This window comes from Vibrio sp. 1401 (assembly GCF_033340295.1).
In genome coordinates this window covers 24334-36924 of record NZ_JAWOWF010000037.1, presented here as the reverse complement: position 1 = coordinate 36924, position 12591 = coordinate 24334, and the positions used below count along the sequence as shown (strand labels likewise).

Below are 12591 nucleotides of genomic sequence, written 5' to 3'. Positions count from 1 at the left end.
TTCTCCATTTGCTGATGGGAGTAATCTAAATCAGCAATTTGGAGAATGAATGGAGCTAATGTGGAGTTTCTATGGAGTTGGTAAAATCAGGGTCACTTTCACGCCAGCATCGACGTTTTCGACTTGCAACTGACCTTTGTGCAGCTTGATCACTTGCTCAACAAAATTAAGCCCGAGCCCAGTGCTCTTAACACCATTTTCCCGAGCGAGGGAGTAGAAGCGCTCGGTTAAACGAGGCATTGCATAGTCGGGAATGTGAGGACCTGAATTGAAAATCGACAGGCACACCTTTTCTTTCGTGACCTCAGTTTTCCATTCAATGCATCCCTCTGAATGAACAAAATCCAGCGCATTGTCCATCAGGTTAAAAACGGCTTGTTTCAGTAAGAAGGCATCACCAAGTACGGAGAGATGGTCATCAATTTGGATGTTGGCAGTGACCGACTTAGCACTCAAACGCGCATCCGCCGACTCAACCACTTCATTGACCATTTGTTCTAGCGAGATAGCTTCGACTTGCTCTAGCTCAGGGCGCTTTTCAAGACGAGCAAGTTCTAGCAACTTATCAATCAATGACTGCATGCGATCGCTCTCTCGCTCAATGTTGCCAGCAAAGCGCGTGACCTTTTCTTCAGGCAACGGCATTTGCAATATTTCACTCGCGCCTTTAATCGCTGATAACGGGCTTTTCAGCTCATGAGTCAGCGTCTGTACGTACTCTTCCACATATTGTTTACCATCGAGCTGATTGCGCATTTTCTCCAATGCGTCGCTTAGCGTGCCGTACTCATAAAAGATACGAAATGTCGGCTTAGAGACCTTTTCACCCTCACCCATTTTGGTCGCGTAGTCTTCTAGCTTGTTCAATGCCGAGTGAATTCGCCAAGCAAATAATGCTCCTGCCAATAGCACTAAACCACTCATCCACACCATCCAAAACAATACATTGCGTTTAGAAAGATCGATGAAAGGTTGTACTGAGCGATTGGATTTTGCCACCGTTACGCTGCCAATGATTTCACCTTTGTGGTAAATGGGCGCAGCCACGTGCATAACGGTTGAGAGCGGATCTTTCGGGTCTTCGATGGTACTGCGCGCGCCGTATTGACCACGCAACGTGAGATAAACATCGTTCCATTGCGAGTAGTCTTTGCCTACGTCTTGCTGCCAAGAATCCGCAATCACAATGCCTTGTTTATCGGTGATGTAAATTCGATGGTTAATCGCTTTTTTACCGATTTCCCAAATGCGCGCTTGAGGCTCTCGCTGTCCATAAGCCGTTAATAGTTTGGAGAAGCGACTCTCAGACAACTTGTCATTCGCGACGTCTTCTTCCGCCAATACCGCGAGTAAGTTCGCCATATCCACTAGCGTCTCTTCGGTGGTTTGGCGCACGGTTGGCTTAAGTTCTTGGACAACCGTTTTGCTCACCATGTAAGCCGTCATCCCGACTAAGATGAAGTAGAGAAAAAACAGTCTGAGTCCAAGCGGGATCTTCGGCCAGCGATTCATCATTCACCTTTAATGCAGTAAAAGTAACCAAAGCCACGTTTGGTACAGATGCGTTCAGACATCTCAAACGGCTTCAACTTATGGCGAATGGCTTTGATGTGGGTATCGATATTACGCTCGTATGCAGCTTCCGGCGCCATGTCAGCAGCGACCATAAGTTGCTCTCGGCTCAATACATTGGAAGAGACAGAAATCAGTTTATCGAGGATTTTGAACTCCACCGCGGTCAGCCCAAGCATTTGCCCGCCAACACCGTAGTCGAAGTTCTGCGCAACTAAATCATGGTTCAATGGAGGTTGTTCTGGAACAGCTACAGGCTCTGGTTTGTCCTCCATCATTGGCGCTTTAGCTTTGATTCGAAGTTTAATGCGAGCCAACATTTCGCGCGGGCTAAATGGCTTAGTCACGTAATCATCCGCGCCAATTTCCAAACCGACTACGCGGTCAATTTCATCGCTTCTTGCGGTGAGAAAGATTATGGGAATATCAGAAAACTCACGGATGGTTTTGCATAATTCAAAACCATTGCCATCCGGTAAGCCTACGTCTAAGACAAGTAACGCTGCGGAGTTGTGCTGCAAAAAAGCTAAGCCCTCTCCTGCTGTTGTAAACCACTCTGCGTGGTAGCCATCCATCTCTAATACATGAATCAGGTTCTCTGCGATAGCAGATTCATCCTCGATAATAAGGACGGTGGGTTGTTCGCTCAATGTCTTAGCCTCATTGACGGTGTTTATCTTTATGTTGGTATTATCACTTAATTTGGGGCCAAGGCTAGTGGATTGATGCAGCAAAGGCGCAGTTCGTGGATAATACTAATCAAACACACTTCTATTCAGCATAATAAATTTATCACTTAGATTAATGAGTCACCACAATTGTGAATACAATGATTTCAACCATTGATATGAACAGTGTTCATTTTAAACTCAAGTTATCAATTCGATTTTATTTAAAGGACAGTCACTGATGAAAAGAGCGCTAATCCCCCTGGCTTTACTGACTTTGCTCTCAGGTTGCGCCAGCATGTCTCCGGATGAGTGCAAAACGGCGAACTGGTACAACGTAGGTTATCAAGATGGCCGAGATGGCAACGATCCAAACATTATCAATAGCTATACCGAAGACTGTGGTGAAGCGGGTGTGACACCCGACCGAGCGAAATGGAAAGAAGGCTTTGATAAAGGCACTATCCAATATTGCTCACCAGACAATGGGTACACTGTCGGTATCGAAGGCAAAGAATATTACGGTGTATGCAGCAGCAAAGAGTTTATTGAGAACTACCAGTTAGGTCATCAAGAATATCAACGCCAGCAACGCATCCAACAAATCGATACTGAAATCTCGGTCATCGATAATCAGCTTGATGGCAATCCAGACAAAGATAATGCCAAGAGACTGAAAGAGAAGAGAAAGCGATTGGCTGACGAGCGTTCAAGCCTCTTGTCGCCAACCATCAACTTGAATCTGAATTTCTAAATCGATTGGATTTAGCTTCTAAAAATTCATGGCCCTAGCTCAGTTCTAGGGTCATGAATTGACTGTTCGGATCGAGTTCGTAATCCCCGAACGGCTCGCAGTACACAAAGCCATGCTTTTCATACAACAGGCGCGCTGGTTTAAAAAACTCCATCGAGCCCGTTTCTAAACTCAAGCGCTGCAAACCTTTTTGCTTCGCTTGCTCAATCACATGAATCAATAATTGAGATGCCACACCTTGGTTTCTTGCCGTAGGCGTGGTGCGCATGGATTTCAGCTCCGCGTGTTGGTCATCCAACTCTTTAATCGCCGCACACCCAAGCAGTTGCTCACCTTTCCATCCGGTCCAAAATGTCACTTCTGGCGCTTTGAGCTTATCTAAATCTAACGCATGCACGCTTTCTGGTGGTGACGTGGCGTACATGTCCTGTAAATGTCCTTCCAACAGCGCTATCACTTGCGGCCGTTCTAAATTGTCGATTTCAATCCTCATCTTTCCACCCTTGGTTTTTCCTAGCTAAAGCGGCTGTCTCATAATGTGTTGCGGTCCAACGGGGCCGCCGTGGTAAAGCTCATTGGTATCTTCAAACCCTGATTTTAAATAGCACTGATAAGCGGGTATGTTGCGGCAATTCACAGTGAGATAAAGCGCATCAAACTCGGGATAATGGCGTTTGGCGAAATCGGCAAACTGTTGAATGGCTTGCTTGGCGATACCTTTGCCTTGATGACGGTGATCCACCAGCAAAGCACGTACGCCTAAGCTGTTTTTCGGGCAAAAATCGTATTTCTCACTGTAAGCTGCATCAAATAGAAAAAAGCCAACCACATCATCGTCTGTCAAAATCAGATGCGGAAGTTCTGTAGGTTCAAGACGCGTAAGCATTTCACCCACATCCGCGACCGTAAACTGCGATTGCTCTTCTAGCACGCTAAGTTCGCAAGTTTGTTCATGTCGCTCAGGCGAATACTTTTCAATGGTAATCATAATCTTCCTTGTTGTTTTTACGCTCAATTCATACAGGGTATGTCGTAAATAGAAATACCTGGTGTCGTATTTCCCACTCGCAGGCAAACGTTTAGCACTCTATTATCCTCCCCATTCGATAGAGAGGTTTCCATGTCCCGTTTTTTACTTTGCAGTTTTGCACTCGTCTTACTCTACCCTACTGCCATTGATTTGTATCTTGTTGGTTTGCCTCAAATTGCGTCAGATCTCAACGCCAGTGAATCTCAGTTGCATATTGCGTTTTCGATCTATTTAGCTGGTATGGCTACCACCATGTTATTCGCGGGAAAAATTGCAGACTCTGTGGGACGAAAGCCTGTTGCCGTCGGCGGCGCGATGATCTTCGTGCTCGCGTCTTTTCTCGGCGGAATGGCTGAACAACCAAACGCTTTCTTGATTGCTCGCTTTTGCCAAGGCATCGGTGCTGGATCTTGCTATGTCGTCGCGTTCGCGATTTTACGCGACACGTTAGACGATGAACGCCGCGCGAAAGTATTGTCGATGCTCAATGGCATCACCTGTATCATTCCAGTGATCGCACCCGTGATTGGTCACTTGATTATGCTGAAATTTCCTTGGCCGAGTTTGTTTACCACGATGGCAGGAATGGGCATTCTCGTCAGTGTATTGGCCATTTTTGTTCTCAAGGAATCACTACCCAGCCAACAAGGTGAAGAACAGACAACGCCAGAGAGCCATCAAGAGACTTTCTTCGAGCGATTTTTTATCAGTAGGCTGATCATTACTGCGCTTGGAGTGACCACCATTCTGACCTTTGTTAACGCTTCACCAATTGTTGTGATGGGTATGCTTGGTTTTGATCGCGGTGGCTATTCTTCCATCATGGCGGGGACTGCGACGATCAGTATGTTGATTTCGTTCTCGGCGCCATTGGTATTGGGGATTTTTAAACAGCGAACCTTAATGATAACCTCTCAAGTATTGCTCGTTTGTTCAGCCATCGTGCTCAGTGCAGCCCATTTCCATGATGGACAACCTTTTTACTATGTGTTCGGACTTGGGCTGATTTGCGCTGGCTTCGCTTGTGGCTTTGGCGTGGCCATGAGCCAAGCGCTCAGCCCATTCTCTCAACAAGCTGGCGTGGCGAGCTCAATACTGGGCATTGCTCAAGTTTGTAGTTCCGCGTTCTATATTTGGTTTATGGGTTTCATCGGCGTTAGTGCACTGAATATGTTGGTGTTTATCTTAGTGTTAGGTAGCGTAATCAGCCTTGCTCTAATACTATTGATTCCAAAGCCTGTTCACGATACCCATTATGAAGAAATCCCTAGCGCGACTTGATTTAAACTTACTGTTCACTCTGCAATTATTGTTGCAAGAGCAAAGCGTCTCGAAAGCCTCGAAAAAGCTGAACGTTACGCCCTCTACCGTAAGTAAGTCGCTCAACAAACTTCGTCATTGGTTCGATGATCCTTTGTTTGTCAAAACACCTAAAGGTCTTGCGCCAACGCCCTTGGCGCAAAGCATGGAGCAAGATCTTGCAGAATGGCTGCAAATTGGCTGCCAGATTGCAGAAAAACGCAGCGATATTACGCCTAAAGGAGTGCGTTTTGATATCACGATTGAGTCGCCATTAGTGCTCACAATGCTGGACAGACTCATCGTCGCTATCCACCAGCGATACCCTGAAGCGAAAGTAAAAACCAGTAACTGGGATTACGACTCACTCGACGCCATCATTCGAGGCGAGGCGGATATCGGTTTTACCGGCCGAGAAAGCCACCCTAGATCGAAAGAGTCGTTGGATCTTCTGCCTTATTTCTTGGATTTTGAGATTCTATTTTATGACCTGCCGATGGTGTATTTACATAAAGATCATCCGGCATTACAGCAAGAGTGGAATCTCGAGACCTTTCTGAGCTACCAACACATCAATATTGTTTGGGAAAAAAGTGAAACTTGGGCGTTGGATGAAGTATTAACGGAACTAGGGCTACAGCGCTCTATCGGGCTGACGATGTCCAACTTTGAGCAATCTCTTTTTATGGCAGCGCAGCCGACGCATGACATGATCACCACCGCGCCGCACTATTGCAAAAGTTACACAGAAAAGCTGCATCTCGATTTGGTGTGCTTGCCAATTCCATTAGACCAAGCTCAACAAGACAAGTTACTGATTCCATTTACCATGATTTGGCATAAACGCAATGCGTACAATCCCAAATTGCTATGGTTGAAAAACACCATTAAGTCATTGTACAAACAACCTTCCCAACCACAGTAAGACTCAGGCTAAGGTCAGGTTTTCTCTGGTTATTTTTAATGACTTTCTTGCTCTGATAGCTATAACTAATCACTTTATCAACTAATAAAAATGTTCTTTTGGATCTACACTAGCTGTTCATTTACACGCTAAGGATCAAGGATGTCGACCTTTTTACTCACTGCCATTGCAATGCTGGCGTTCGCTGCCAATTCATTATTGTGTCGAATTGCCTTGGCAGAAGGGTTAATTGATGCAGGAAGCTTCACGCTCGTTCGATTGATATCTGGCGCGATTACCTTAATCGCAATGCTTGTCGTGAGAGGCCAGTGGAAAACCGATCGGCCAACTTCTCGCTTTCGCTTTTTTGCTGGCGTGGCGTTATTTGGTTACGCTGCCCTTTTCTCTTTCGCGTACTTACAACTGGCGACAGGAACCGGTGCTTTGCTTTTGTTTGGTGCCGTGCAACTGACGTTACTGGCAATCTATTGGTGGCAAGGTGAGCGCTTTCAGTTTCTCGAAATCATCGGTATCGGCCTTTCGATTGTTGGCTTTGTTTGGTTAATGTTGCCATCTGCCACTCGCCCCGATATCAGTTCTGCACTTCTCATGTTGATTTCTGGCGTTTGCTGGGCTGCGTTTACTGCGCTCGGCAAACAAGCGCCTTCTCCAAGTAGTGGCATCACGTGGGGATTCATCGCTGCATCTATAATTGGCATACTCCTATCACCATTGATGCTTTCCTCAATCCACCTTTCTTTGAGCGGAGTGTTGCTCGCTATCGCATCTGGTGCCATTGCCTCTGGCCTTGGTTATACGCTTTGGTACCAAGTCGTACGTAAGCTCTCTTTGCTTCAAGCCGCCGTCAGCCAACTTTCCGTGCCAGCCATTGCTTTGCTACTCGGCAGCATCGTACTCCACGAGCCTCTTTCACTGCATATTCTTTTAACCAGCGGCATCATTCTTGGTGGGATCGCTTTGGTTTTTTTATCTCGATCCAAAAAAACAAACGAACAATCGGCAAGCCGATAAAAAGTAATAACTTTCCCTCTCAAGTACCCATTCATCATCTATGCTTTTTAAAGCAGTAAAGCTCATTGCATATGGTACAAGTGGTCTGCTTTGGTACCAGGCGAAGAATATAAGGTGAGAATTGGCTCACACAATGCAGCGATTTTGTTTCAAAAGTGAGAATCATCACAGATCGCGCATTTGCTCGTTTTAGGCGTTTCACCAATAACGCCAAGGGCTAGCACGAGATCAAGCCAAATACGCACTTTTTGTTTTGACAAAGGGTTTACAAAGCACACTTTTTCACCCGCTATATTCCGCCCCCCGAATTTATTCAGAACAAGATTCTGATTATTCATATAAGAAATTCATCAACTTATAACGATAAGCCTGAGCAAACTTTGACACTATGAACGACAAAATAAAATTCGCTATTAAAGTATCGCTTAGCCTGACTCTGGCTTATCTGATCCCGTTTGCCATGGGTTGGCCGCAAGCATCGACGGCCGCAACTACTGTAATGCTGATTGCATCGACAGGCAGTCGTCGTGAATCACTCGCCAAAGGTACCTTACGCGTGTTAGGTACATTGGTTGGTGCCGTGGTTGGCTTGTTACTGGTGGGGTTGTTTGCTCAAGACCGCTTGCTGTACATGCTGAGCGTGTCGGTTGTGGTCTCTTTCATTTTTTACTTCCGTAATGCCTATCAAAAAGATCCAACGCTACTCATGCTGACCGGTGTGATGACGTTGATGATGTCCAATGGCGGTGACGCAGAGGGTGCGTTCCTTTATGGCGTTGACCGCGCCTATATGACGGTGTTTGGGGTGGTGGTTTACACACTCGTGGGGACTTTCTTATTCCCGACCAAAACAGAACAAAACCTAAGACAGCTCATCGAACAACTCAACCAAGCACAACGCGCGTTGTTCACCGCTATCTTGCAAAATTTCGAGCAAAAATCGGCAGGGCAAATCTCTCCTCAAGAAGGCGGAGAAGAAAATCCAGAAACGGAAGAGCCACAACCTCCTAGCGTGGACACTCTCATCGAACAGATGTTTGCCGCTCAAAATGCGCTCGAACAGCGTTTTGCCACGGTCAGTGTGGAATGCAGTGACGTGTCGGCCTACATGAAAGAGTGGCGCTTGGCAGTTCATTTGAACAAGCAGGTAACGCAACAATTGACCGTCGCGGCGCACAGCCACTTTAGCCACCAGCAAGACCGTGAAAGCATCAGCAACTTTGATCAAGCCGTGGCGGAAATTGACGCGCTATTTGATACCTGCCAACAAGTCTGGGACGAAAAAGAACCCGCTTATCGTGCTCAGGAATTCAAAGTCAAATACAACCAAGCGTTGCTAGAAAACGCAGCGCACCTAGAGAAAGGCTCTGCGCTTACGCTTGGTCACCTATTGGAACTGATGCATCAAAACTTGTCGCGTTTAGCGGAGAGCATTAGCTGTATTGACTCTGTGACGAACAATGTCTCCTTTGACGTGCCACTGCCGAAACCGAAAGGCAAGTTTCTATGGTGGGACGCAGAAAACTTTAAAACTGCGGTCAAAACCTTTGTTACCTATTGGATTGCAGGACTGATTTGGATTTATTTCAATCCACCAGGCGGCTACTCGTTCGTGGTCTTCTCGACCATGTTTATGTCTTTGCTGTCGTTCGTGCCTGTGCACCCAATTTTGTTGCTTGTGCTGTTCACTTTCGGCTTCTTGTTCGCGGTGCCTTCTTACGTCTTCATTCTTCCGCAATTGGATCTCGGGTTAGAACTTGGCCTGTTCATCTTTATCTACACCTTTATCGGCTATTATCTGTTTAACGGGCCAGTGACGATTTTCTATATGATTGGCTTGTTTGTTCTTGGTTTAGACAACAACATGTTTTATCACTTCGGGATCCTCATGACGATCATGCTGTTGTTCTACATGGTGGTGTTCATGATTATTTTCGCGCACTACTTCCCGTTTAGCTCACGACCAGAACACCTCTTTTTGACCATAAAAGAACGCTACTTCCGACATACCCGAGAGCTGTTCACTACCTATCAACAGCAGTCCAGCTCGGTTATTACGCCGCTCAAACGGGCCTTGCACTTGGTGACGCTCAATGTCTCATCGAAAAAGCTCAAAGTCTGGGGTTCGAAAATCAACCACAAACACTTTGATAAAACCACGCCAGAAGTGATTGGCGCGTTTAGCAAAGCGTGTGATGTACTCAGTAATCACATCAACATCTTAATGGCCGCCGAGAAAAAGTTGATGGCCAATCCGCTGATTACTCAGCTTCGTCAACAACACCGCGATTCCATCATTCCTTTGATGGCAGGCGCTTTAGCCAGCCATCAAGCAACACAAGAACTCGACTCCGTATTCGACCAATACAGTCAGGATTACCAAACATTCGAAGATAAACTGGAAGATTTTTTTAGTGAGTTGGATTTATCTGACTACGCTTATTCAGAGATAGCCGGTTTTTATATCTTGCTGAATTTAAAACGGAACGTGTTCGAAGCAATCAAGCATTGCAAGCAAACCTACGAGGATATCGATTGGGTGAACTTACAACAGAAGCGTTTTTAAAGGTGGGGATATGATGCTTCCAAAACTAACCAAACCAAGCCTCGCCATACTTTCTTTGCTCGGACTCAGTGCGTGTACCACGGTAGGACCAGATTATGTTCATCCAAAGCAGGCGCCACTGCCAAGTGACTGGTCGGTGCAAAAAGCAGCCAAAGATACGCAGCAATCAGAGCAACAGCTACAACAATGGTGGCAGCAATTTAATGACTCAACTCTTAATCAGCTGGTTGAGTTGGCGAGCAAACAAAACCTCGATTTAGAAGCCGCAGGGCTACGAATTGTCCAAGCACGTTCATTGCTTGGTATTTCGACTGGCTTGCAATACCCACAAGTTCAAACCGTGTCAGGAAACCTAGCGCGTGCCTACGTAAATGATCAGGGCGTGAATAACGCCACTTTGTCGTTTGATGCTGCTTGGGAAATGGATGTTTGGGGCAAGTATGCTCGCGGTATTGAGTCGGCAGAAGCGGGTTACTACGCATCCATCGCATCGTATCACGACATCATGGTCACTATAACCGCCGAAGTGGCGCGCAATTACATCAACTATCGCACATTCCAAGAACGTATTTTGCTGTCTCGCCGCAATATCGAGATTCAAGAGCGTGTCGTACGTATTACTCAGGTGCAGTTCGACTCTGGCAACGTTACAGAATTGGACGTTCAACAAGCTAAAAACCAACTCTACACCACCAAAGCAGCGTTACCGAGCCTCGAAGTGGCAATGAAGCAATCACGTACTGTGTTGGCTTTGCTACTGGGTCTGTTACCAGAAGAAGTAGATCGACTGCTACAGTCGGATGGGATGCACAAGCAAATCGCTGAGTACGAAGCCCAGTTCAAATCGACGGGCAGAAAATCGGCGCTATCGGGCACCGACGAGCGTTCCATTGTGCCACGTCCACCGCTTTTGGATACGCAAGTGGATGCTAACTTAGTGATGCGACGTCCGGATTTGCAAGTCTCTGAGATGCAAGCTCGCGCGCAAAGTGCGCAGATTGGCGTGGCAGAAACCGCTCTGTACCCAAGCTTTTCGTTGTTCGGTTCCATCGGTATCGACAGTACGGTTCCCGATGGCAGCAGTTTCAGTTTTAGCGATTCGCTCACCATGGTGGTTGGCCCAACGTTCAGTTGGAACATTTTCCAATACGGACGCGTGAAAAATAACATTCGTTTCGAAGATGCTCGCTTCCAAGAAACGCTGACGAACTACAACAAAAAGGTACTACAAGCCGTTAATGAAGTCACCAATGCAATCGAAGCATATGACCTGTATTTGCAGCAAAAAGATTTACGCTTGCAATCGGTCAACTCTTCCATTCGTGCGTTCAACATATCCATGACACAGTACGAAAACGGACAAATTTCATTCGAACGTCTGCTTAACTCGGTAGAAAAAATGACCCGCGCAGAAGACAGCTACGCAACGATCAAAGGTAATGTTGCGAACCAAGTTGTTGCACTCTATAAAGCCCTCGGTGGAGGCTGGCAAACCCAAACAGGCAAACCCTTCCTCAGTGAATCGATTGCCAAGCAAATGACAGAACGAACTGACTGGGATGGTTATTTAAATGAAGAAAACCGCGTATTGCCGCCTTTGCCTATCGAAACACCGACGGAAAACGGCGATAAGAACAAAACGGAGGATCGGTAATGCCTCATGAACTCTCTTGGGGAGACGTTTACTTTTCTCCTACGCTACTCGTGCTCTTTCTCGCCGTCACGGCCACGTGGATAACGGTGATGATATTGAACAAGACACGTTTGTCTCGCTTCATCGCTTTTCCGTCTCTGACGTTTATTGCCATCATGGTCGGTTATGTGGTGGCCATCGACAGCTTTTATATTCAATTTTAGGTGCCAAACAAGATGAAAAAACTATTAGTAATCGCACTCAATCTTGTCATTCTTGGTGGCGCAGCTTGGCTCGGCTATCAAAAGTTTGAGGAATACTTTAATAACCCATGGACACGAGATGGGCAAGTGCGTGCTAACGTCATCAAAGTGGCTCCTCGCGTATCAGGCCCAATTGTAAATGTCGCGGTGCAAGACAACCAAGAAGTAAAAACGGGGGATTTACTGTTTGAAATCGACCCTGCGACTTACCAGGTTGCGTTATCTCAAGCCGAAGTAGCACTGGAGCGCTCCATTGTTAGCTCTCGCGGTAAAAAAATCGAATATGACCGCTTAAAAGACATTCGTGCCAAAGACCGTGGCGCGGTTTCTCACAAGGATCTGATTCGTCGTGAAATCGCTTACGAAGAGTCGCTACTGCAAATCAAATCTGCAGAAGAGCAACTAAAATCAGCACGCCTTAATCTCAGCTTTACCAAAGTTTATGCGACCGTCGATGGTTTTGTATCTAACCTCGATATTAGAAACGGTACGCAAGCGGTCGCAAACCAACCACTGCTCGCACTGATCGACAAAAACAGCTTTTGGGTATTTGGTTTCTTCCGTGAAAACCAACTTGCGCAAATCGAACCTGGCAGCCAAGCGCGTGTCACTTTGATGTCTCACCCAGACACGCCAATTGACGCGACGGTTGACTCGATTGGTTGGGGTATTGCGCCCAAAGACGGCACGGTCGGCTACAACCTTCTTCCAAACGTAAACCCTGTTTTTCAGTGGATTCGCTTAGCACAACGTATTCCGGTGCGAATCTCCCTACAAGAACTTCCTGAAGATGTTGATCTTCGATTCGGGCTTTCTGCGTCCATCATGGTGATGAAAGAGTCATCCGCAGAAAGTAAACAATAACTAAGT

12 protein-coding genes are annotated in these 12591 nt (G+C 46.4%); 8 read left to right on the top strand and 4 right to left on the bottom strand.

All coding sequences use genetic code 11. The features are described from left to right. Window positions 1-69: 69 nt before the first annotated feature. Both creC and R7Z77_RS17325 read right to left on the bottom strand, forming a co-directional pair. Window positions 70-1512: a two-component system sensor histidine kinase CreC gene (gene creC / locus R7Z77_RS17330; RefSeq protein WP_213967488.1), complete on the bottom strand. Its 1443-nt coding sequence runs from the start codon at window positions 1510-1512 to the stop codon at window positions 70-72. Then, complete coding sequence (locus tag R7Z77_RS17325) at window positions 1512-2222, bottom strand: response regulator (protein ID WP_213967489.1); 711 nt, start codon at window positions 2220-2222, stop codon at window positions 1512-1514. Before R7Z77_RS17325 ends, creC begins: the two co-directional genes overlap by 1 nt. 259 nt (window positions 2223-2481) lie before the next feature. Here R7Z77_RS17325 and R7Z77_RS17320 point away from each other — a divergent pair, with 259 nt between their 5' ends. Further along, window positions 2482-2994: a DUF2799 domain-containing protein gene (locus tag R7Z77_RS17320; protein WP_005374970.1), complete on the top strand. Its 513-nt coding sequence runs from the start codon at window positions 2482-2484 to the stop codon at window positions 2992-2994. Between the two features lie 34 nt (window positions 2995-3028). On the opposite strand, the gene R7Z77_RS17315 is transcribed toward R7Z77_RS17320, so the two are convergent. After that, on the bottom strand, window positions 3029-3487 hold the full coding sequence (locus R7Z77_RS17315) for a GNAT family N-acetyltransferase (protein ID WP_005386911.1): 459 nt from the start codon (window positions 3485-3487) through the stop codon (window positions 3029-3031). A 24-nt stretch (window positions 3488-3511) separates the two neighbouring features. After that, window positions 3512-3982: a GNAT family N-acetyltransferase gene (locus R7Z77_RS17310; RefSeq protein ID WP_005386917.1), complete on the bottom strand. Its 471-nt coding sequence runs from the start codon at window positions 3980-3982 to the stop codon at window positions 3512-3514. Between the two features lie 132 nt (window positions 3983-4114). On the opposite strand from R7Z77_RS17310, the gene R7Z77_RS17305 reads away from it, so the two are divergent. The 7 genes from R7Z77_RS17305 (at window position 4115) to R7Z77_RS17275 (ending at window position 12585) form a co-directional block, all read left to right on the top strand. Further along, window positions 4115-5305 carry an MFS transporter gene (locus R7Z77_RS17305; RefSeq protein WP_213967490.1) on the top strand — a complete coding sequence of 397 codons (1191 nt, stop codon included), beginning with the start codon at window positions 4115-4117 and terminating at the stop codon, window positions 5303-5305. Next, window positions 5280-6248 carry an HTH-type transcriptional regulator YidZ gene (gene yidZ, locus R7Z77_RS17300; protein WP_047102388.1) on the top strand — a complete coding sequence of 323 codons (969 nt, stop codon included), beginning with the start codon at window positions 5280-5282 and terminating at the stop codon, window positions 6246-6248. The genes R7Z77_RS17305 and yidZ overlap by 26 nt, the downstream gene beginning before the upstream one ends. A 141-nt stretch (window positions 6249-6389) precedes the next feature. Next, window positions 6390-7259 (top strand): DMT family transporter, encoded by an 870-nt coding sequence (locus R7Z77_RS17295; protein WP_137283012.1) that lies wholly within the window; start codon window positions 6390-6392, stop codon window positions 7257-7259. Window positions 7260-7647: 388 nt separating this feature from the next. Then, window positions 7648-9825, top strand: coding sequence for an FUSC family protein (locus R7Z77_RS17290; protein ID WP_213967491.1), 2178 nt, complete (start codon window positions 7648-7650; stop codon window positions 9823-9825). Between the two features lie 10 nt (window positions 9826-9835). Next, the gene (locus R7Z77_RS17285) at window positions 9836-11479 is read left to right on the top strand and encodes a TolC family protein (RefSeq protein ID WP_158155509.1); all 1644 of its coding nucleotides are present in this window, start codon (window positions 9836-9838) and stop codon (window positions 11477-11479) included. Then, window positions 11479-11682: a DUF1656 domain-containing protein gene (locus R7Z77_RS17280; protein ID WP_005374946.1), complete on the top strand. Its 204-nt coding sequence runs from the start codon at window positions 11479-11481 to the stop codon at window positions 11680-11682. The genes R7Z77_RS17285 and R7Z77_RS17280 overlap by 1 nt, the downstream gene beginning before the upstream one ends. A 12-nt stretch (window positions 11683-11694) precedes the next feature. Continuing rightward, window positions 11695-12585: an HlyD family secretion protein gene (locus tag R7Z77_RS17275; RefSeq protein WP_158155511.1), complete on the top strand. Its 891-nt coding sequence runs from the start codon at window positions 11695-11697 to the stop codon at window positions 12583-12585. The last annotated feature ends 6 nt before the right edge of the window (window positions 12586-12591 follow it).